Origin of the sequence: Snodgrassella sp., assembly GCF_024103505.1 — a bacterium.
Lineage (GTDB): Bacteria > Pseudomonadota > Gammaproteobacteria > Burkholderiales > Neisseriaceae > Snodgrassella > Snodgrassella communis.
This window is the reverse complement of record NZ_JAGGIJ010000001.1, coordinates 607,703-629,299: the sequence shown is the minus strand read 5'-3', so window position 1 is coordinate 629,299 and position 21,597 is coordinate 607,703. Positions and strand designations below refer to the sequence as shown.

The following is a 21,597-nucleotide window of genomic DNA, read 5'->3' as shown; positions in this document are numbered from 1 at the left end:
AAGGTTCTTCAGGTTTAGAAGGTTCTTCAGGTTTAGAAGGTTCTTCAGGTTTAGAAGGTTCTTCAGGTTTAGAGGGTTCGTCAGGTTTAGAGGGTTCGTCAGGTTTTGAAGGCTCTACTGGTAAAGGTAATTCCGGTTTTGGCGATGGTATAGGTGGTGTACCTTCGGCACCACTTCCTCCTAATTTGCCACCCGTGTTTGTAGCATGCACATGTAAATGATCCCTATGTTCATTACAGGCAGTCAATGCTATTGAAACAGCAATAACCAATGATTTAAGCATCAACTTAGAATATTTCATACTGATTATCTCCTTGATTTCAAACAATTGTTTGAAATTAATAAAAAATCTTTAAATAAAATATCATATTTTAATGAATTGTAACTTTAAGTTTTTTCTACAATTTTCTTCCTTTTTGGTATTTGTATGCTATTAATGTTAACATACATATTCCTTTATTTACAAACTAAGCCAAATTTTATTAATTGATAATAAAAATAATACAAACAGCAATATAAAAATAAAGTTACAGGATGAAATTGGCATAAAATTACAATGGTGACTATTATGCTCAATTTCTGCCTCAGTTAATTAAGCTGATTCGATTCAGGATTAATAGCAGCTCGCTCTTGCGTTAATTGGCGCTACTACTAAGGATATTTGTTTTATCAAGTTATGCGTTTGTATCATTCTTCGTTTTGGCGTTTCGCTGAATAGCATAGGTGAAGTTTCTGAGCTGACAGGAAAACGTGTACCTCTTGGCATATCCAGCGAAATTCGGCTATGGAAGTGGGTACAGACTGACTTTGTTGCTGATATTGCTGTATTTTTGTCTTCGATGTATCGGGGGGGAGTACCTGAATATTGGCCTGGCAGGCAGCATCATGATGGGGTTGCTGCTGTATGTGTCCATGCGTTTTCGTATGGCTTTGCAGTGATATAGGCAGGCCTAGCCATTGCTGCCATAGGGTGGTGCGTTGGTAACTCCAGATAAATCAGGCTGTTCAGATGCTGGCGCAAAAACTGGGTTAATGGATGTTTGCCCAGATGGCTGTTGACTTTGGCATAGGCCTGTGCAGTTTACATGGCTCAATAGTGGATGGTTTCTTTTAGCGCTGGCAGACTACTGCCGTTTGCTTAAGCTGTTGTTGCAAGATATTGAGGGGGCACTCGCTGGCCAGCTCTGCGCTGTTATCATCAATTACTTGCATGGTGAAATAGTAATATGCTGGCCATTATTATGTGAGTTAGTGTTCGATATCTATCTGGCTGAGCAAGATGCATGTCGCCATCCTGTCAGGCAATGGCTGCTGCTAGCTGGGGCAGCAGTGGGCATTGATGTCAGGATTTTTGCTGAGAGAAGTAGCGATGAAATCAGGTACGAGTATGCGGATGTGCTGAATTTGTTTGTGCAGGCCTTTGATGGGTAATTGTGATTTTTGCGAATCATGCTAAGTATAGCTACTCAAGCCGCGCTGATGTGGTTGAGCAGGGTAAAGAGACGGCTACATTAATACCATTAGGCAGGTGATAAAGTTCAAAATTCAATGAGGTTGGGAATGGCGATGTTAAATCGTCAATTTTTTTAAGTTGATATGGTGTTATTGAGAAGAAATCTCTGTTTGATTGATTTAGAACAACTGTTGATATACTGATATGTGATTTTAGTGTTGGTGTAAAAAAAGCCCGCCATTGGAGTTTATAGGTCTAAATAGGAGAGAAATTGACGTATAAAATGGCGGGAATGCAGGAAAATAAATAGCTTATTGGCTATTTGGTTAAGAATAATAGCAAATAATTTGATCTTGGTCTACAAATGTTATTAATTTTGAAGATATTATCCATTGTTAATATAATATATTTTATATATTTGATCTGTATGTAAACTTTGATGTGTGATTTAACTCTATATTTTAAAGAGAAAGGATGGGGTAGTTGATGTTGCTAATAGCCGCTGCTGGTACGGACAGTTAGGTTTGTTTCTTAAGGTTTGTAAGCAAAGGTGGCAGGAATAAAGTGGGTTTGGACGTTGGGGCGCAGTCTTCAAAGTACTGTATACATGCTTTTATGTTAATTAATTTAGGTGTGTATGGTGAAAGTGGTTGTTTTTTGAAGAATGTTCTGTGACTGTGATATCTGGATTAGTTAGCAAACGCAAAATGGCAAGATTAAGGTAATTGATATTTTTATTTAACTTTAATGCGATGATTATTAGCATAATATGCTGATATTAAGAAATATATAGAGATTTTATTGTTTTTTTAAGATTTGTATGGATTATTGTTGGTTGAGCGTTTAAAGTTAATACAATTAGATTGATTTAGTCTATTTTTGTTTTACTGGGGGATTGTGAGTATATGGCAATTTTGTCTGGAGTAAAGACGATTAAGAAGGTCGCTAGAGAACACAGGCAAAGTATTCTGGCATTTAGTACTGGTAAAAATGCTGTTGCTGCTTATCTGGCTATTAAGGACAGCTTTACGCATGTTTATCCTTATTATCTGTATCTGGTGCCAGAGCTGGAGTTTGTAGAAGAACAGCTTGATTTATATGAGCGACAGTTTGGTATCAAGATTACCCGTTTGCCGCATCCTGCACTGTATCAGATGCTCAAGGCACATGTTTTTCAGCCTTTGTGCAATGTGGCGGCGATTGATGAAGCACAATTGGAGGATTTTGATTATGCCGATATTCAAAAGGTAATGTGCCGGATGTTTGATTTGCCGCCGAATACGCCGGTGGCGAATGGTACTAGGGTGGAGAAAAATCCAAAGCAGCGGCTGAGTATGTTGCGACATGGTTCGATTGTGAAGAGCCAGTGTCAGTATTATCCGGTATGGGATTGGAAAAAAAGGGATTTGCTAGATTGTTTTACGCAACATCACGTCAGACTTGGAAGTGATTACAAGGTATTTGGTTGTTCTTTTGATAGCTTGGATTTACGTTTTCTGCTGCCAATCAGGCAGTTTTATCCGCGTGACTATCAGAAGATTCTGGAGTTTTTTCCATTGTGTGAACTGGAAATTTATCGTTGGGAGTGTGCTCATGGAAAAGGATAAAAGTGTTGTCAGGGCTGGTATATCTGTACAACGTAATTTGGACAGAAAGGCACGGAATATTTCTGAGCAGAGGTCTTTCTTGGCGTGTTCTGAGCGTGCTGGTCGCTATCGTGCAGATACGGACGCACTGATGCAGCTCGGGGAGTTGAAACAGGAGTTTGAACGGGCAAAACAGATGCCCAGACAGCTACGTCAGCGGGTTATGGATAGTGAATACTGGTGTACGGTCTGCTTTCAGACACATGAGCAGTTGATGTCTTTTCTTAATGCACTGAGGATACCACCTTGTGAGAATAAGTATATTGACGGGCAGGTGCTGGCACAAAAACTGGGAATTACGTTGCCACCAGCTGAGGTGAGATTTCGTTTATCTTCTTATGTAGATAAGGATTTTCAGAAGCTGGTCGATAATTAAGAGGCTGGTCTGTAGTTGTAAGCGGAATAAAATAACCGCCCTGTTCTGGAGAACGGGGCGGTTATTTTATGTGGATTTTACAGTGCTGTGCGTTTGTCCCACTCTTTGCTCAGGCGTTTGGCGGAAACGGGATAAGGGGTTTTCAGTTCCTGTGCAAATAGGGAAACGCGCAGTTCTTCAAGCATCCAGCGAAATTCGGCTATGGCTGTGGGTATCGGCTGGTTTTGTTGTTTATATTGGGATATTTTTTCCTGCCATGTATCGGTGAGTGCCTGAATATCTGCTTCGCGGGCAGTATCACGGGGGATGTTGCTGCTATATTTGTCCATGCGTTTGAGCATAGCTTGCAGGTATATGGGCAGGCGCGGCCACTGCTGCCACGGGGTGGCACTGGCAAAGCCGGGGTAAATCAGGCTGTTGAGGTGCTGGCGCAAAAGCTGGGTTAATGGATGTTTACCCAGATGGCTGTTAACTTCGGCATAGGCCTGTGCGGTTTGCAAGGCATAGTGGTTAACAGCTTCTTTTACCGCTGGCAGACGGCTGCGCGCCCGTTTGAGCTGCTCCTTGAAGGATTTTTCGTCACGTGGCAGGTCGTCTTCGCCTATCAGGGCGCGGTCAAGAACTGTATGTGTGAGGTCTTCGCGCAGGGTGTCGGTGCCAAGATGCTTGAGCAGCATGGCAATTTGGGTAAAGTCTGGCAGGCCTTTGTTGAGGTCTTTAATCTGTTCTTTCAGGTGCAGGCTCATCAGGGCGAGTACGCCACTGCGATGTGCCTGTTCGGCGGCAATAGCGGTATCAAACAGGCGTAAGGCGATGCTGCCGTTTTTTTGCAGTTGCAGGCCAAGATAGCCGGTAAGTTGCTGCTCGGCGCGGGCAAATTTGATGCTTTCTGGCAGTTTGCCGATATCCCAGTTGGTGATGTTGTCGCGCTCAAATTCGTTGCTGTTGTCGCGGAAGGTTACCGCAGCCGCCTGTCCGAGCTGTTGTTGCAGGATACTGAGGTCGCGCCCGCTGGCCAGTTCTGTGCCGCTGTCATCTATTACTTGAATGTTGAAATAACAATGTGCTGGTAATTGTTGTGTGCGCCACTGTTCGATGTCTATCTGGCTGAGCAGTCGCATGTCGCCGGCCTGTCGGGCAATGGCGTGTGCCAGTTGCGGCAGCAGCGGGGCATTGGTATCGGGATTGCTGCTTAGAAAAGTGGTGATGAAATCGGGTACGGGTACGCAGATGCGCCGTATTTGTTTGGGCAGGGCTTTGATGAGTAATTGCAGTTTTTCGCGAATCATGCCGGGTACGAGCCACTCAAGCCGCGCGGGGCTGATGCGGTTGAGCAAGGGTAGGGGGACTGCTACGGTAACGCCATCCAACGGGTGATGGGGTTCGAAACGGTAGCTGAGGGTACAGCGGCCGTCTTTGGTACTGAGGTATTCGGGAAACTGGTTTTCGGTGACATTGCTGGCCGCATGTTGCATCAGGTCGTCACGGCTCAGGTACAGCAGTTGGGGATTTTCGGCTTCAGCCTGTTTGCGCCATGTTTCAAAGGTGCGGATATCGGCCAGTGGCAGATGGTGGTCTTTGCTGGCTACGCTGGCTGGCAGGCGCTGGTCGTAGAAGCTGAATAGTGCTTCTTCATCTACCAGTACATCCTGCCGGCGAGATTTGTGTTCCAGTTCGGTGATTTCTTCTATCAATTTCTGGTTATGCTGGAAAAAAGCTGCTTTGAGGTTGCATTCCTGAGCTACGAGTGCGCTGCGGATAAAGATTTCACGAGCTTCTTTTGGGTTGATGCGCCCATAGCTTACTGGACGACGGGGCAGGACGGTAAGGCCGTACAGGGTGATGCGTTCGCTGGCCACTACTTCGCCGCGTTTCTGTTCCCAATGTGGTTCGAAGTAGTGATGGCGCAAAAGATGAGGGACTTCGCTTTCAATCCATTCTGGTTCGATTTTGCCAACATCACGGGCATATAAACGGGTAGTTTCGGTGAGTTCGGCAGCAATAACCCATTTGGGTTTGCTTTTAAATAATGAGGAGGCGGGAAACAGATGAAAATGAATGCCGCGCGCGCCGGTATAGTCGTGTCCTTCGGGACTTTTCAGACCAATATTGGTTATCAGGCCGGTGAGCAGGGCGCGGTGAATCTGTTCGTAGCTGGCCTCTTTGGCCTGTTGCCGGTTGTGACGTTGTTGCCGACGGGCAATCTGCTGCTGTTTGAGTTTAGCGGATAAATCCTGATTGCTGTTATTGTCGATGTTTGGCTGAGTGGTAAGGTTGGCAGGTGTTTGCCGGTAGGCGCTGGCTTTATCGGTAAGTCCCATGTCTATGGCAATCTGTGCCAGTTGGTGATGCAGTTCACGCCACTCACGCATACGCAGGTGGGAGAGGAAATATTGATGACACCATTGTATCATCTGCCGGTTGGATAAGCCTTTATCGCGTTCACGCTGGTAAGAATCCCAGATATTGAGATAGGCAAGAAAGTCAGATTGTTTGTCGTTAAAGCGTTCGTGCGCTTTGGTCGCTGCTTCACGTGCTTCCAGTGGCCGTTCACGCGGGTCCTGAATCGATAGTGCTGCTACGATTACCAGCATTTCAGCAACGCATTGCAGACGTTTGCCAGCCAGCAGCATGCGGCTGATGCGTGGGTCTAGCGGCAGGCGCGCCATTTGTTCGCCCAGTTTGCTTAGCTGGTTGTGTTCGTCTACTGCACCAAGTTCGAGCAGGATTTGATAGCCGTCGTTGATATAGCGTTGCTCGGGTGCCTGTAAAAAGGGAAAGGTGTTTACATCGCCCAGTTTAAGGCTAATCATGCGCAGGATAACAGCGGCTAGATTGCTGCGGATAATTTCTGGGTCGGTAAAGGCTGGGCGCTGGTTGAAGTCTGTTTCGCTATACAGGCGGATACAGATACCAGCAGCAACGCGGCCACAACGGCCGGCACGCTGACGTGCAGCAGCCTGACTGATGGGCTCGATGTGTAATTGTTCTACTTTGGCGCGGGCGGAATAACGTTTTACCCGAGCCAGTCCGGTATCGATAACATAGCGGATGCCAGGTACGGTAAGGGAGGTTTCGGCAACGTTGGTAGCCAGTACGATGCGACGCTGGCCACTATCTGGATGAAAGATTTTATGCTGTTCAGCCGCAGACAGGCGTGCAAACAGGGGCAGGATTTGGTCGTTACGGCGTAGTGGCGATTGCTGTAATGCATGCGCAGCTTCGCGGATTTCACGTTCGCCGGGCAGGAATATCAGGATATCACCATTGCCTTCACGTGCCAGTTCGTCGGCAGCATCAACAATGGCGTCGTTGATTTCTATTTCGGCTTCGTCTGCATCGGTGCTGTGCAGGGGACGATAGCGTATTTCTACCGGATAGGTACGACCAGATACTTCGATGACAGGAGCGGGAATGCCATGCAGGGTGAAATGCTGGCTAAAGCGTTCGGCATCGATGGTGGCCGAGGTGATGATGACTTTCAGGTCGGGACGCCGTGGTAAAAGCTGCTTGAGATAGCCCAGTAAAAAGTCGATGTTCAGGCTGCGTTCATGTGCTTCGTCGATGATGATGGTGTCGTAGGTGTTGAGAAAGCGATCAGTCTGACTTTCGGCCAGCAGGATGCCGTCGGTCATCAGTTTGATATAGCTTTCGGGTGCGGTTTTGTCGTTAAAGCGTACTTTGTAGCCTACAGTTTGGCCAATTTGGCTATGCAGTTCTTCGGCGATACGCTCGGCTACTGAGCGGGCAGCCAGCCGTCGTGGCTGGGTGTGGCCAATTAGTCCGGCTACGCCGCGCCCCAGTTCGAGGCAGATTTTCGGCAGCTGAGTGGTTTTACCTGATCCGGTTTCGCCGCAGATGATAACTACTTGATGCTGGCTGATGGCCTGTTTGATTGCTGCGCGTTTTTCATGGACGGGCAGGGTATTGTCGTATTCAGGCACGGGTAATCTGGCCAGTCGTTGCAGATAGGCCTGATGGGAGCGCTGGTAACGGCTGTTTACTTTTGCTTCACCGCCGTAACGGGCAGGATTTTTGCAGGCTTGTTGCAGGTAAAAGCGGTCTTTGCTTAGGATTTGATTAAGTTCGTATGCAGACATGGCACAGATACTGCCGAAAAATAAGTAGATATGAGTATTATACCAAATCTGCTTAAAATACTTTTTGGTGGCGGTTTATAGCGATTTTTTATGCCTAATCTGGCAATTTGGGATGCTAACTGGTGGATAAGTAGCTGCGTGGCTTGCTGTTTTAGAAAAAAATGGTTGCTGTAGTAAATAAAATAGTGTGATGCTCTGTTTTAGCAAATAAAACCGTGCGCGGTGTTCTGATGGATTAGAACACCTCTGTGTAGATTTTGAGATTGCACTGTGCCGGAAATATCTGAAAGGTTCAGTTATGCGGGCGTTGCTGGTGCCTGATTTTCAGGCCAATCATGATGAGTACGCCAAATAAAAAAGTACATACTAGTCCCATAAAAATAAACATGATGCGAGTCATGGACATACGTATTGCGGCATCGTCTCCCATAAACAGCCAGATAAACCATGAGGCCAGTATAATAAACAGGACAACAATAGCGATAATCAGTGAGGTCTGGGGGCGGGCAGTATGATTGTTTGGCATAATATGACCTGTTAAAGATGATGGATAACGAGTGGTTTATCTTTATGGCTGACTACTTCGGTATCCAGATTAAATATGGTTTGAATATTGTCTGTGGTAATAATATCGTCTGGTGTGCCTTGCATGATAACTTGTCCGTTTTTCATGGCAATAATATGGTCGGCATAGGCTGCGGCTATGTTGATATCATGCACGACCATGATGGTTGATAATCCCTGTTCGGTAGTGAGCTGATGCAGCAGGCGCATCAGCTCGCGGGCATGGTACATATCCAGATTGTTGAGTGGTTCGTCCAGAATAACATGTTTGGTTTGTTGACAGAAAGTCATGGCGACAAGGGCGCGCTGGCGTTGCCCACCAGAAAGGTCACTCAGGTAGCGCTGTTGCAGTACTTCCAGTTCAAAACGTTGTAATGCCTGATCAACAATTTGCTGGTCTTGGGGAGTTACCCGCCCCTGATTGTGTGGATAGCGGCCAAACAGCAATAAATCACGTACGGTAATCCGACTCTGTATATTGTTCTCTTGCGATAATATCGCCAGCTTTTGGGCGATGGCGGTAGATTTGCTGTGGCTGACATTAAGTTCGTCGATATGTATGCAGCCTTGTTGCAGTGGTAGCAGACGGGCAATCAGGGAAAATAAGGTAGATTTACCTGCACCATTGGAACCAATCAGTGCGGTAATGCTTTTATCGGGTATGTTAAGATTGATTTCGCGCAGGATTGCTGTGCCATTAATATTGTGGTTAACATTTTTTATGGTAATCATAATGCTGTCTGGTTAAATCGGTAAGCAGAAAAACAGTTAATATAAATAAGTATGTGTCTGAACAGTTTAGCGTTTACGCTTTAATACCAGCCACAGAAAGACAATGCCACCGCAAAATTCAATGACGACACTCAATACTCCCTGCATGCCGAATAGGTGTTCAAATAATAGCTGGCCACTAATCAGTACCAACGCAGCCACCAGAAATGCGGCTGGAATTCGCAGCTGATGCTTCATATTGGGTACACACGCATTCACCAGTGCACATATCAGTAAGCCAAAAAAGCTTACAGGCCCTACCAGCGCGGTGGAAACGGAAACCAGCAGGGCAATCCACAGCAGAATGCTGCGGCTCAGACGGGCATAGTTTATTCCCAGTGCAATTGAGGCATGGCGCCCAAGCATAAGGACATCCAGCTGATAGCGCATGCGCCAGATCCAGACAGTGCTAACCAGCATCACGCTGATACCGATTATCAGCATGCTGAGGTTTACGGAGGTAAATTGGGCAAAATAGCGCGTCTGAGCAACGGCAAACACGGTGGGATCAATCAGGCGCTGTAACAGGCTGTTGAAGCTGCGGAACATGACGCCAAAAATCATGCCGGTGAGTATCAGTCGAGCCAAGTCACCATTACTGTTTTTGGTTAGCGTGCGAAACAATAGTAAGGACGCTATCATCATTAATGGTGCTTCAATAATGAATTTACTTAGTGCGCCAATACTGGTGTAGCCTACTGCGCCAAATACAAACAGGGTAACGGTTTGCAATAGCAGATAAAGTGAATCGTAGCCAAGCAATCCCGGGGTGAGAATGGGATTATGGGTCAAAGTCTGGAAAAGCAAGGTTGATACGCCAACTGCATAGGCGACTGTAAGCAGCATGAGCAGCTTTTTGCCGCGCAGCTGCAGAACAAAATCCCAGCCGCCCTTTACGCCGTAAGTCATAAACAGGATGCTGGTAATGATTAACAGAATACTGAGCACGCCGAGGAAACGTGCACTTGCATGGTGAGACGGCATGGTTGGATTAAGCTGCATGTACGGAAGGCTTTCTAAACAGCAGATACAGGAAAATCATGGTTCCGGCTATCCCGAAAATCAGGGATACCGGTATTTCATAGGGCGGGTCAATAGTGCGGCCGATAATGTCACATACTAGCAGGGCGTTGGCACCCAGAAGTGCAACTGCGGGCAGATTCTGCCGTAAACGGTCACCCGCCAGTCGGGAAACAATATTGGGTACGACCAATCCGATAAATGGAATCTGCCCAACCGTTACCACCACGATGGCAGTAATCATGGCAACTGTAATCAGGGAAATCCACATCATTTGCGCATAATTAATGCCCAGATTGGTACTGATATTCTGCCCCAGCCCGGCAATGGTTAATCGGTCGGCGAGAAAATAGATAAGCAGCGCCATTAAACCGGTGAGCCACAACAATTCATAGCGGCCTGCCAGTACGGCAGAAAAATCACCGGCAAACCACACCGCCAGCAATTGCAGGGTATTGGTTTCTACACCTATGAAATTCACCAGTGCTTCAATGATGCTGCCGTAAATAATGCCGATTAACGGAATCATCATCTGCCGGTGGGCTGGCAATCGGCGGAACAGAAATAAAAACAAAGTCATGCCCAGTAATGCAGCAATACTGGCACAGCTCATTTTGGTCAGCTGGGTAGCTTGTGGCAACCAGATAGATACCAGTAGTACACCAAGTGCTGCGCTTTGAGTGGCTCCAACCATATTCGGTTCGAGGAAACGGTTGCGCAATACAATCTGTAATACCATGCCAGCCACCGCCAGCGTGGCACCGGTAAGGATAATAGCTACAGAACGGGGTAGGCGGCTATACAGTAGCAGGGAGCGTGTATCGCTGCTGCTAAATAGGTCACCCCAATGAAAAGTGGCTGCACCGATGCTAATACTGATAATCAGTAACAATGGCAGTAGTAACAGATTGATTGTATTAATCTGGGAAGAACGAAACATAAGGCACGAAAGGATACAGGCAACAGGTTTGCGCTATTGCCGCGAATTTGCGCGGCAAAGCAAAACCTGATAACTGTGGATGGATAATGCGCAGCTTAGTGAGTGAAAGCAGCCTTGATATTGGTCAGGTCGGTTTTCATTTGTTGCACACCGCCTGCAGCCAGATAGGATGCACTACTCAGATAAACAACATGGTTTTCTTTCCATGCTTTTGACTGGCGTACCAAATCGTTATTAAGTACGGCCTGAGCAGTTTTACCTTCTTCACCAATGGCTGCTGTGCGGTCAATAACGAATAACCAGTCTGGATTGATTTTCTGTACATATTCAAAAGATACAGACTGACCGTGCGGTGCAGCCGGAATACTGGTATCTGCAACCGGTACACCTACCTGAGTATGAATCCAGCCAAAGCGTGAAGAAGATCCAAAGGCAGAAAGTTTGCCGGCGTTTACCATCAGAATCAGGCCGGTACCTTTCCCTTTGACAGCCTGTTGTGTTTCAGCCAGCAGGTTCTGAATATCATCATGTAGCTTTTTGGCTTCGGCTTCTTTCTTAAACAGCTTGCCATAGCTATCAAGCATTTTCAGGCCATCACCAATCAAATCCTGTCCACTGTCTGACATATCCATAGTAGGAGCCAGCGCAGCCAGCTCATCATATTTAGGTGCAGTACGGCCAGAGATAATAATTAACTGCGGTTTCAGGGCATGCAGGGCTTCCATATCCGGTTCAAACAGCGTGCCGACATTGTTGACTGTTTCTAAAGTCTGCTGCAAATACGGTACCAGTACTTTTTTGGGTGCACCAGCAACAGGCACTTTCAATGCCTGTAAATCATCCAGCGTAGCCATATCAAAAACCACCACTTTGGATGGATTTTCCGGTACCGCCATTTCACCACGGGCAGTATTGACGCTAACAGTTACGCCATTGCCAGCAACAGAGGCAGAAGCAGACGCAGCAGTGCTACTGGCATTGTTGTTTTCATTACTTTTCTGATTGCAGGCAGAAAGTAAAGACAGAGTCAGTACGGAAAGAGCAAGAGGTTTCCAGCAAGATTTAATCATTTTTAGAATTTCCTATCATTATCGTTTGCAAAAATTATACTGCCTGAGCAGAAGTAAAGTGATTTTTTTTCTGAGACATCGCATTTATTTTTCAATAAAGTTGTGTCGTGCTGCATGATAGCTTTCTTCATTTTCCCCCTGACGCCAGTAGGGAACAGCATAGTGGCGCAAGGGTGGTAATTGCCATTGTGTACGCAGTAATTCACGCAGTGGCTTAACCAGAGTGGCTTCGCCCGCAATCCAGGCAAAATCGTCACAGGTAAGGGGAGCAAAAGTGCTTACCAATTTCACCAGTGCCGGAACCAGACTTAAATCGCCGTAAAAGGTGTGCAAACGCATTCCGGCAGGCAGGGAAAGAGTAGCTGGTAAATCCTCTACCTGAGGGAGTAGCAGCACCACATCACCACATGCATCCGTCTGTATAGTAGCAAGCAGTGATTCAATGGCCGGTAAAGCCGTGATGTCGCCTGCGAACAAATAACGCGCAGCCGTTTTCAGCATCGGATTCGGACCACCGGGAGAAGAAATCCCCAGCATATTTCCCGGCTGAGCCTGTTCGGCAAACGCCGAAGCAGGGGCACTGTTGCCATGTTTCACAAAATCAATGCTAATCGTACATGCCTTGGCGTCATAATCGCGGATAGTATAAGTGCGTACAATCGGTTTGTTATCTGGTTCAACCCAGTTAAAGCCGTGGCCTGAAAATTGGGGCAGTTGTGGTGTTGATTGCCCGTGGCGTGCCAGAAAAATCTTAATGTGCGCACCGTTAAACTGGTGCGGATAATCAGCTAGCTCATCACTGTGCAAAACTAGCCGGCGTAAGTTAGGGCTTAAATCAATAATATCTTGTACACGTACCAGATAAGCGTGATGTGGTGAACGTTTATTCATTATTATTGCCGGTTTATGGGGTCAAAAAGTGCCAGTTGCAGGCTTTTGCCAAACATACTGCCGTGATTTTCATTAGGAAAATAGTCTTGTCTGATAGCTAAATCAGCATGTTGCTGTAATTCATCAACCAGTTTTTTTCTCAGGCTGCCTTGTCTGGCTATCAGCTCGTTGCGTATGCTGATTCGTGCCGCAACTTGAGGATTTTTAGGAATTTTATCTACCTTATGTCTGCTGTTTAATAGCCACAAGCTGCGGGCAGACAAAGTATTCTTGCGTTTAAGCACAGCCGCAACTTCCTGTTGGAGTAAATCTCCGTGCAACCACACAGACGGATCAGCAGCGATATAGTGCTGGAAAAGATCAGGCCGGGTACACAGAGTATGCAACACCATCAGCCCGCCATATGAATGGCCCCACAGCGTTTGTGCGTTAATATTAACCGGCACTATCTGCTGTACTGCCGGCATAATTTGATTTTGGATCAAATCCAGAAATAGATCAGCACCGCCATTTATTCTGCTTGAATCCAGCGGGTCAGTATTGTCATCAGCTGGTGCTATGGTGTAATCATAGGCGCGAGCCTGTACGTCAAAACGCTTAGCCGTAGCATAGCCCAGCAGTACCAGTACCGGAGGCTGAGCCTGTGTAGCCAATGTTTGCATGTTCGCCGGAGTAAGGAAGTCCAGCACAGCATTGCCATCCAGTGCATAGAAAACAGGAAAACCATTGGCCGGTACTTTCTGGTCTGGAATGACTATGTAAACACGATAATGACGCTGCCCATCCGCCGAGGTAAACGGCAGCGTAGTAAAGTGATAACCGCTGTGCTGCTGGTGTAGTACAGCAAGATTGGCACTTACATTCAAATTAGGCTGTGCTTTAGCTGTGTTGTGCAAGATTAAGGCCGTAAAAAACATTAATAAAAAAATAATAATCTGGCGCATATGTGATCTTTCCGTCAGTTGACTGGTTCTACAGAACATATGGAGACAACAGAATGACAGTGAAGTAAGATTTTGTTTCCGCATTGCAAAAAATGATGAAATAGCTGTAAAAAACGCCAGACCAGATTGTTTTGTTAAAACATATTGCTAATCAATAAATCATGTTTAACCTATTTGAGGTGCTCGTTTGGGTTTTCAAGTAAATAATAATCATTACTATTTATTACTATAACTGATTTTTGCTTTCAAGTCATGATAAAACATCATTTTAATAACACAACAGGTTGCCACAAGGGCAACCTGTTGGAACAAAATATCAGAACGAAACTTTCATATTGCCCCAGACAGCACGACCACGTTCATTATAAGTGTAAGCCGTACCACGCAGAGTAGACGCGTAGATGCGTTTATTGAAAATATTCGACATACCGGCGCGGACATTAATATTCTTATTAACAGCATATCCGGCAGAAATACCCCAGATACCATAGCTGCCAACTTTTTCGCCGCTCAGGCCGCCCGTGTCTTTTCCGCTGTTACCCTTGCCGGCTTCAACCGGATTGACAGGAACAGTGCGCGGCTCCTGACGACCATAGAAAGTATAAGTCAGCACAGCATCCCATTTTTCGGTTGAAGACCATGCAAGAGATGAATTTATCGTATATTTTGGAATAACGGATAAAGGATTACCAGTCTCCTTATTCTTAGAGTTAAACATATAAGTAAAATTGTTCACCCATTTCCACTGCTTAGAAAACGGCAGCGTCAGATTTCCTTCCAGTCCTTCTACCAGCGCCTTGCGAGTATTTGTCCATTCAAAATAATCGTAGCCACCGGCGCGGGTAGTCATAGCAGTACTGGCGGTAAAAATAATCTGCCGGCCAGCCTCAATCTTATTTTTATAATCATTGCGGAAATAAGCCAGCGAGGCCAGATAACCATCTTTATTAAATTCGAAGCCCAGCTCCTTATTAATACTGGTTTCCGGTTTCAGTTTACTGTTACCAATCAGATAACAGCCACGACCACTGCCCGATGAAGTAGCACAGCCATTACCTTTGCTATACAGCATATAACTATCTGTACTCTGATACAGATTCGGTACCTTGTAAGCGCGCGCAATACCACCCTTAATCAGCCAGTTCGGATGCAGCTGCCAGGCCATGTTCACCCCCGGGCTGATATTTCCGCCCGTTTTATTATTGTGGTCGTAACGCAGCATCGGTACCAGCCTCAACTTATCAGTAAGGCTGATATTATCTTCCACATAGCCTGCCCAGCTACTTAGCGCCGGCGTATGATTGGCTGCTGCCGGGTAAACAGCATCGGGTAAGGGAATGCGACGCAGACCGTCCGGATCATCCAACTTCTCGTGCTGATATTCTGCACCTAAAGTCAGAACATGTGGCACACCCAAAGTAAAAGGAACATTTACCTCACCAGCCAGACGTTTAGTAGTTAGAATACTGTCGGCGTAAGTAATCTCCTTACTGCCCAAATCCTGACACAAACCTTCAGGACCGCCAGACAACGCTTCCGAACAATGACTGTTGGTGGTTTTATCATATTGCGCTACCAGCTTGCTGTCGCCCCAATCCCAAATCCCTTCATGCGTCAGCGCAAAACTCTGGCGATATATCCGGCGTGTTTCCTTACCGTATAAACTTTTAGTGTAATCAGTTTGCACATTGTTCGGACCATCACCGTTGTAGCGATTGCCTTGCCGGCTATAAGTAGCATCCAGAGTTAATGTTTGTGCTGGTGACAGGCGCCACGCCAGACGTCCGGCCACATCCTTATTAATCAAGCCCTCCTGTCCGGCAGCCAGAGATTTACTGTTTTTGTCGTTTAAACCCTGATTAATGTAGGGTGAATCAGCATCAGTGCGGTTCAGATTCCCATATAGCCGGAATCCCAGCACATCTTTCACAATTGGTCCGCTTAAATCAAAGCCGATACGGTGAGAATCACCCTCCCTTTTATCTGCCGGTAAATTCATAAAGGCATTAACCGCCCCATGAAATTCATTACTGACTTTTTTTGTCACTACGTTAACCACACCACCGGCTGCGCCAGAACCATAGCGTGCTGCAGCTGGCCCGCGAATTACCTCAATCGACTTGATTTCAGCTACCGGTACCCAGTTACTGTCACCAATCGTATCCCGTTCACCGCGCCAGCTCATACGCGCACTGTTACGCGAAGTAACCGGCCGGCCATCAATCATAATCAGCGTATTTTCCGGCCCCATCCCGCGGATATCAATCTGGCGTTTATTGCCATGCTGGCCGGAGGCTGTATTACCGGTTAGATTTACTCCCGGCATCGTGCGCACCAGTTCAGAAATATCATTTACCGGCGGTTTATGTTCAATATCCTTATTATTAAGTTTGGATACACCAAGTGACTGTTTAACCTGCTTCTCGGCCGTCACATAAACATCTTCCAGCCTTGCGATACCATCTTGAGCATATACAGTACTGCCAGAAAAAATTAACGGAAAGATAACTAATTTAAAAGAAGGAAATACGTGTTGAGACATACAAATCTGTACAAAGAAAGCCTATTACTGATATCAATGATAATTAATATCATTATTGATTGCAATTGAAACCATGCTTAACTAACCAAGAAATACAAATTCGTACTTAAACAGTATAATACTTTCCTATGGTTACACAATTCAGTTAATTGTGACAAAATTTGACACATTTAATAAATTATTTCACTTAGCGAAGAATTAACTACAATTAACCAATAAGATAAATTATTTATTTAAAAATAAATTTATCTAATCAGCCTTGTTTTCTGCGCATACTGTGTCTCGCAGGCTAAATTAAACAGCAAAAACTGGCAAGTTTTCGCCTGATGCAGGAAAGTAGCTAAATCTCAACTAAAACAGATAATAATCATCATGAAGAAAGAAGTTACACACTATTTTTATCTCTATATTGTACTGTTGTTATCAATTGTAAGCTCCCCGTCTGTCTTAGCGGAAACTATGACTTCAGGCAGTTCCGCTCCTGCTGATTCAGTAATGGCATTACCGGTAACTCAAATCTGTGCAGGCACACCTTGGCCTGATATTGTCTGGATACACGTGCATGATAATGAAGAAACCGCGCGACAGACTGCTGTACAAACCCTAAGCCGAATACAGCAGGGTTGTTTACTGGATTTACGTCATGGTGGCAGCCGGGAAATCAGCATACAAAATAATCAGGCAAACTATCATTTTGATCCCAACCGGATTTTCACACCGTTAGGGCGCCAGAGCTCACTGAAATGTCGTGATGGCAATTGTGCTATTGCTGCCGAGCAGCTAAATCAGGCTGCTAAGCATTTTCTTAACCAGTATCTGATGCATGCCCGGCTTATCGTTGCCGTACATAACAATCATCCGAATGGGCTGTCTGTACATAATTATAAGGCAGGTGGTTCAATGGCTCAGGCGATGAATAAGATTGCCATCAGCCCAAACAGCGATGGGCACGATTTCTTTTATGTGACTACTCAGCAGGCGTTTGATTTTCTGGCCAGCCGTAACTTCAATGTGGTTTTACAGAATAACCAACAGGTTCAAGATGATGGTTCTTTGTCTGTGTGGGCGTCTCAACAGCAGATTGACTATATCAATGTTGAAGCAGGAATGGGGCATAGTGCTACCCAGCTGGCTATGCTAGCTGCAGTCTGGGCGTATATGCAGCAGTATTATCAAGTGTAGTTTATGATTTAAGGTTGATTTATTTATAAGCGGTCTCAATACCAAAACGCACTCCCCCTAATGGTTATCACCGGGATATTGAGTGTGTGGCTAAAATCGGTATTTGTCTGAATTGCTTGTAATTCAAAAATATAATTTCAAGTATAAAAGAATTAATACACAATTTTTCAAAACTGGCACAGATCATGCTAGTACTTATATCGAAGTTAGCAGGAGCTAATATTTACTGAATATAGTTACCTGCAACTGAGAAAATTTAAAATTTGTTGTTATAAACTCTTAACCCTAGGAGCTAAGAATGAAATCATTACAAAAAGGTTTTACCCTGATTGAGTTGATGATCGTTATTGCGATTATCGGTATTCTGGCAGCTATTGCTGTACCTCAATATCAGAATTACATTGCGCGTTCACAAGTGACACGTGTAATGGCTGAAGCTGGTTCGGTAAAAACTACCGTTGAAACCTGTATTCTTGATGGTCGTACCACATTGGGTAGTGGTGCTAATGAATGTGAGTTAGGGCTAGTAGGATCTAATTTGATGACTGGTGGTACTGCTAGTGGTGCTAGTGGTAATGGTAATGGTAATGGTAATGGTGGTAATGGTACTTCTACTGCTAATGTTGGTTATCCTGTCGTAACTATGCCTGGTGGTAATGGTACTGCTGGTGGTAATGGTGGTACTGCTGGTAATGGTAATGGTAATGGTGCTGGTACTGGTCAGGCGCAAATTGTTGCAACATTTGGTAATAATGCTGCCACTACTTTAGCAGGTTCAACATTAACATGGTCTCGTGATGCAAATGGCACTTGGACTTGTAGCACAAATGTAACCGCTAAATACGCTCCAGCTAGTTGTCCTGCATCTTCTGGTAATGGTAATGGTAATGGTGGTGGTAATCCATAATCCATATTTCATAGGCATTTAGTAATATAACTATGAAGAAAGACGGGATTTTCCCGTCTTTTTTATATAGCTAAAATAGTTTTATATAGCTAAAATAGTATATTAGTATCAAATAAATCAAATATTGTACTAATGAAAATTTAGATCAATACTAAAAAAGTATATATACAGTAAAAATATTTTGTAGATTATAAATTTAATAAGTTGCTTATATCGTGAAAATCAGACTAATTTAATGTTATATAATTTTTTTAGTTAATGCTGTATATTTTTATCATTTCTTTATGGGAATGTATTTTTATATAAGTATGCTAAGGGTGCTTTTGATTCTGAGTTTTATAGTTATCGGCACCGTAATTTATCGATTTAATACGTTTGTGGATATTGGTTTTCTTAGCATTATCATTAATATATGATTTTTTAATTGATTGTTCACTCATAAAAATAGTGCTAAAAATCTTTTGCAAATTGGTAATTGGGCTGCGGTAGCAAAATGTTAAATAATTAATCAATCTTTGAGATTTTATCTAAAATAACAATAGTAAGTTGTTATGAATAACAGATGAATAATGATTTTTGTATACTATGCACACAGTACAGTTAACTTAAACTCAAGTACCTGCCTAACTAGATTGTTACACAGCCATCGGCTGTATTACATTTGCTAATTATGAAAATACTGGAAGTTTCTGTGCTAGGCTGCTGCTATATTTTGATATTAACCATTTTAAAAGATAAGCCACAACTGTTATCCTGCTCTCTATTTAAGAGGTGGGTGATAGAATTTTTTTGCAGATAGATATTGCGACTAATACTTTAGGTATTATAAGCTAAAAATGCTGACAAAACCTTACCCTTGAGCTGGATAATATATAACAATAAAATAAGTTTTCAGTAGCCTTTCTTTAATTAAGGAAATAAGTTTTGCTATAGTAATATATAGCTAGCATGCACGTTTTTTGATCAGTTAGTTCAACGGGTAAGCAATCTGCTAATGAAAAATGTTAAAGTTATTATTATCGAAGACCATATGCCTGTCATGTTGAAATGGATGAGAAAATACTGTGTATAATGAATACACAGTATCGCGGGTAACATTTTCAAATAAAATCATTGTTCTCAAAATCTGTTTACAAATCAGAAATTTTTAATTTGTAGTGATATTGCAATTACTGATTGCATAGTTGGAAGGGGTTGCCGCACCACTTCCATGAGGTTCAATATGACATGTCCATGAGCCACTTCCTAAACGTTCTAGTTTGATAACTGTGCCGTTAATTGAAGGAGAAACATTCTTACCTAAAGTTCCGTTTAGGCTACTGACAGTATCTTGATTAGAAATGATATTGACGTTAGAAAACATATTGGAATTAATAGTATTACTGCTTTCCGCACCAATAAATTCATAAAGTTTACCGTTTACAGACTGGCCATCCAAAGACTTGTTCATAGTTGGTACATTGCCAGTAGCAATGATGGTGTCTATAGCAGTGGTGGTGACTTTAAGCTCATAAAAGGCGCGGGTGAGCTGGGCTTTAGTAACATTATTCTGATATGACGGTACAGCCATAGCAGCAATGATGCCGATGATAGCTACTACAACCAAAAGCTCAATTAATGTGAAACCCATCTGGGTCTTTGTTCTTGCTTGACAATTGTCTGAGTATTGCATAATAGAATTGTTTATACGAATAAAACAATTATTCAAGCAATATGTATACCAATTTTTAATATATCAGAATAATGACATGGATTTATATAAGTCTCTATCAAATAGAATTTTTCCTTAGCCATTACCCAAATGGATTAATCAAGCTATTTATTATAATGTATAGTTTATATTAAAAATCTAAAGTAACTATTGATATATATCAGTAAAGGAGTGAACAGATTATTGTTCAGCGTTTATGAATTTCATCAAAGATATATTTTGCCATGTGCTCACTGGCTCCCTGATGTTGCTGAATAAAAGCTACTGCACTATCTGACATACGCTGCCTTTGCTGTGAATGAGTAAGTAAAGCTAATGTTGTGGCTGCCCAGTCATCAGCTGACTGAATTTGCCGTGCCGCACCGGCAGCAATTGCTTTAGGTGCTGCATCGGCAAAGTTGTAGGTAGATGGGCCAAACAGAGTAGGGAGCTTGCAGGCAATGGGCTCAACAATATTATGGCAGCCACTATCAACCAGACTACCGCCTACAAAAGCAATATCGGCACACAGATAATAGGCAAAGAGTTCGCCAATGCTGTCGCCAATCCAAATTTGCGTTTCTTCTGCAATATCCTGATTATCGCTGCGTTTCTGAGTAATAAAATTCAATTTTTCGGCATATTCAAAAGCTGGCTGAAAACGTTCTGTGTGGCGCGGGATGATTACCAGCAAAGTATTGCCGAACTTTTGTTGCGCCCATGCGTCTAGCAATAATTTTACTTCGTCTATACCATGATAAAAACGGGTGCTGGCACAAACTACTACTGGCCGGTTGCCGATACGCTGTTTAAATGTCTGTGCCAGCGTGTACATATCTGTTGGTGGCGATATATCGTATTTGGTATTACCGCAAACCTGTATATTGGCGGCACCGATTTTCTTTAGCCGCTGGGCATCGGCATCGGTTTGTGCATAGCAGCCGGTTAGCGTAGCCAGTGGTGGTGCAACCAGTGAGCGCACTTTCAGATAACCGCGCAGGGATTTTTCTGATAAACGTGCATTGGCCATAAACAGGGGGATGTGGTTCTGAGCACAAACACTCATCAGATTAGGCCAGATTTCTGTTTCCATTAAAACACCGAATAGGGGCTGGTGTTCGCGGATAAACTGGCTAACCCATGTTTTTTTATCATAGGGCAGATAGCGACATTGTGCTTCGGGAAAAAAATGTTCTGCGGTAGCACGGCCGGTGGGCGTGGTTTGAGTCATTAGCAGCGGTGTATCTGGAAAAAGACCTTGCAAGGCGCGGATAAATTGTAATGAAGCGCGGGTTTCGCCCACAGAAACAACGTGAATCCAGATTGCATGTTTTACCGGATTTGGATAAGGTTTGCCAAAACGTTCCGGCCAGTTGAGTGCATAAGCCGGAGCCAGTTTCGCTCGGCGGCGCAGATATCTGCGTAAAAAGGGTGGAGCGAACAGCCATAAAAATTGATATAAAAGATTCAGGAGCATATGCATTAACTGTAAAAATCTGTT

Annotated in this window: 17 protein-coding genes; 5 read left to right on the top strand and 12 right to left on the bottom strand. The window is 44.1% G+C overall.

Annotated elements, in window-relative coordinates; genetic code table 11:
* On the bottom strand, positions 1 to 301 hold a 301-nt coding region (locus J6578_RS02710; RefSeq protein WP_287953843.1), incomplete at its 3' end, for a hypothetical protein.
* A gap of 773 nt (positions 302 to 1,074) precedes the next feature.
* Between J6578_RS02710 and J6578_RS02705 the strand changes: the two genes are divergently transcribed.
* The 3 genes from J6578_RS02705 to J6578_RS02695 all read left to right on the top strand — a co-directional run bounded on the left by J6578_RS02705 (position 1,075) and on the right by J6578_RS02695 (position 3,475).
* The gene (locus J6578_RS02705) at positions 1,075 to 1,431 is read left to right on the top strand and encodes a hypothetical protein (protein WP_287953842.1); all 357 of its coding nucleotides are present in this window, start codon (positions 1,075 to 1,077) and stop codon (positions 1,429 to 1,431) included.
* 927 nt (positions 1,432 to 2,358) lie between these two features.
* The gene (locus J6578_RS02700; protein ID WP_037405055.1) at positions 2,359 to 3,060 is read left to right on the top strand and encodes a hypothetical protein; all 702 of its coding nucleotides are present in this window, start codon (positions 2,359 to 2,361) and stop codon (positions 3,058 to 3,060) included.
* On the top strand, positions 3,047 to 3,475 hold the full coding sequence (locus J6578_RS02695; RefSeq protein WP_239427577.1) for a hypothetical protein: 429 nt from the start codon (positions 3,047 to 3,049) through the stop codon (positions 3,473 to 3,475). Before J6578_RS02700 ends, J6578_RS02695 begins: the two co-directional genes overlap by 14 nt.
* Positions 3,476 to 3,552: 77 nt before the next feature.
* On the opposite strand, the gene hrpA is transcribed toward J6578_RS02695, so the two are convergent.
* The 9 genes from hrpA to J6578_RS02650 all read right to left on the bottom strand — a co-directional run bounded on the left by hrpA (position 3,553) and on the right by J6578_RS02650 (position 16,317).
* Complete coding sequence (gene hrpA / locus J6578_RS02690; RefSeq protein ID WP_287953841.1) at positions 3,553 to 7,575, bottom strand: ATP-dependent RNA helicase HrpA; 4,023 nt, start codon at positions 7,573 to 7,575, stop codon at positions 3,553 to 3,555.
* Between the two features lie 292 nt (positions 7,576 to 7,867).
* Positions 7,868 to 8,101, bottom strand: a complete 234-nt coding sequence (locus J6578_RS02685) for a hypothetical protein (protein ID WP_093093217.1) — start codon at positions 8,099 to 8,101, stop codon at positions 7,868 to 7,870.
* An 11-nt stretch (positions 8,102 to 8,112) separates the two neighbouring features.
* Positions 8,113 to 8,871, bottom strand: a complete 759-nt coding sequence (locus J6578_RS02680; RefSeq protein ID WP_287953840.1) for an iron ABC transporter ATP-binding protein — start codon at positions 8,869 to 8,871, stop codon at positions 8,113 to 8,115.
* Positions 8,872 to 8,937: 66 nt separating this feature from the next.
* Positions 8,938 to 9,912, bottom strand: a complete 975-nt coding sequence (locus J6578_RS02675) for an iron chelate uptake ABC transporter family permease subunit (RefSeq protein WP_218060229.1) — start codon at positions 9,910 to 9,912, stop codon at positions 8,938 to 8,940.
* A complete protein-coding gene (locus tag J6578_RS02670) occupies positions 9,902 to 10,870 on the bottom strand; it encodes an ABC transporter permease (protein ID WP_093093221.1) in 969 nt (322 codons plus the stop codon). The genes J6578_RS02675 and J6578_RS02670 overlap by 11 nt, the downstream gene beginning before the upstream one ends.
* Positions 10,871 to 10,965: 95 nt before the next feature.
* Positions 10,966 to 11,940, bottom strand: coding sequence for a siderophore ABC transporter substrate-binding protein (locus J6578_RS02665; protein WP_202806084.1), 975 nt, complete (start codon positions 11,938 to 11,940; stop codon positions 10,966 to 10,968).
* Positions 11,941 to 12,024: 84 nt separating this feature from the next.
* A complete protein-coding gene (locus J6578_RS02660; RefSeq protein WP_287953839.1) occupies positions 12,025 to 12,831 on the bottom strand; it encodes a siderophore-interacting protein in 807 nt (268 codons plus the stop codon).
* Positions 12,832 to 12,833: 2 nt separating this feature from the next.
* On the bottom strand, positions 12,834 to 13,775 hold the full coding sequence (locus tag J6578_RS02655) for an alpha/beta hydrolase (RefSeq protein WP_287953838.1): 942 nt from the start codon (positions 13,773 to 13,775) through the stop codon (positions 12,834 to 12,836).
* Positions 13,776 to 14,091: 316 nt separating this feature from the next.
* Positions 14,092 to 16,317: a FepA family TonB-dependent siderophore receptor gene (locus J6578_RS02650; protein WP_287953837.1), complete on the bottom strand. Its 2,226-nt coding sequence runs from the start codon at positions 16,315 to 16,317 to the stop codon at positions 14,092 to 14,094.
* Positions 16,318 to 16,776: 459 nt separating this feature from the next.
* Here J6578_RS02650 and J6578_RS02645 point away from each other — a divergent pair, with 459 nt between their 5' ends.
* Together J6578_RS02645 and J6578_RS02640 are read left to right on the top strand one after the other, a co-directional pair.
* Complete coding sequence (locus J6578_RS02645) at positions 16,777 to 17,499, top strand: hypothetical protein (RefSeq protein WP_287953836.1); 723 nt, start codon at positions 16,777 to 16,779, stop codon at positions 17,497 to 17,499.
* Positions 17,500 to 17,797: 298 nt separating this feature from the next.
* Positions 17,798 to 18,406, top strand: coding sequence for a pilin (locus J6578_RS02640; RefSeq protein WP_287953835.1), 609 nt, complete (start codon positions 17,798 to 17,800; stop codon positions 18,404 to 18,406).
* Between the two features lie 1,147 nt (positions 18,407 to 19,553).
* Here J6578_RS02640 and J6578_RS02635 read toward each other — a convergent pair.
* Together J6578_RS02635 and waaA are read right to left on the bottom strand one after the other, a co-directional pair.
* Positions 19,554 to 20,036 (bottom strand): pilin, encoded by a 483-nt coding sequence (locus tag J6578_RS02635; RefSeq protein ID WP_287953834.1) that lies wholly within the window; start codon positions 20,034 to 20,036, stop codon positions 19,554 to 19,556.
* Positions 20,037 to 20,304: 268 nt separating this feature from the next.
* Positions 20,305 to 21,573, bottom strand: a complete 1,269-nt coding sequence (gene waaA, locus J6578_RS02630; RefSeq protein ID WP_287953833.1) for a lipid IV(A) 3-deoxy-D-manno-octulosonic acid transferase — start codon at positions 21,571 to 21,573, stop codon at positions 20,305 to 20,307.
* Between the last annotated feature and the right edge of the window lie 24 nt (positions 21,574 to 21,597).

Coding starts and splice junctions, on each gene's coding strand:
- J6578_RS02685 (WP_093093217.1), bottom strand. CDS start 8,101: ATGCCAAACAATCATACTGCCCGCCCCCAGACCTCACTGATTATCGCT.
- waaA (WP_287953833.1), bottom strand. CDS start 21,573: ATGCTCCTGAATCTTTTATATCAATTTTTATGGCTGTTCGCTCCACCC.
- J6578_RS02695 (WP_239427577.1), top strand. CDS start 3,047: ATGGAAAAGGATAAAAGTGTTGTCAGGGCTGGTATATCTGTACAACGT.
- J6578_RS02675 (WP_218060229.1), bottom strand. CDS start 9,912: ATGCAGCTTAATCCAACCATGCCGTCTCACCATGCAAGTGCACGTTTC.
- J6578_RS02670 (WP_093093221.1), bottom strand. CDS start 10,870: ATGTTTCGTTCTTCCCAGATTAATACAATCAATCTGTTACTACTGCCA.
- J6578_RS02635 (WP_287953834.1), bottom strand. CDS start 20,036: ATGGGTTTCACATTAATTGAGCTTTTGGTTGTAGTAGCTATCATCGGC.
- J6578_RS02655 (WP_287953838.1), bottom strand. CDS start 13,775: ATGCGCCAGATTATTATTTTTTTATTAATGTTTTTTACGGCCTTAATC.
- J6578_RS02645 (WP_287953836.1), top strand. CDS start 16,777: ATGACTTCAGGCAGTTCCGCTCCTGCTGATTCAGTAATGGCATTACCG.
- J6578_RS02660 (WP_287953839.1), bottom strand. CDS start 12,831: ATGAATAAACGTTCACCACATCACGCTTATCTGGTACGTGTACAAGAT.
- J6578_RS02680 (WP_287953840.1), bottom strand. CDS start 8,871: ATGATTACCATAAAAAATGTTAACCACAATATTAATGGCACAGCAATC.
- J6578_RS02650 (WP_287953837.1), bottom strand. CDS start 16,317: ATGTCTCAACACGTATTTCCTTCTTTTAAATTAGTTATCTTTCCGTTA.
- J6578_RS02640 (WP_287953835.1), top strand. CDS start 17,798: ATGAAATCATTACAAAAAGGTTTTACCCTGATTGAGTTGATGATCGTT.
- J6578_RS02700 (WP_037405055.1), top strand. CDS start 2,359: ATGGCAATTTTGTCTGGAGTAAAGACGATTAAGAAGGTCGCTAGAGAA.
- J6578_RS02665 (WP_202806084.1), bottom strand. CDS start 11,940: ATGATTAAATCTTGCTGGAAACCTCTTGCTCTTTCCGTACTGACTCTG.
- hrpA (WP_287953841.1), bottom strand. CDS start 7,575: ATGTCTGCATACGAACTTAATCAAATCCTAAGCAAAGACCGCTTTTAC.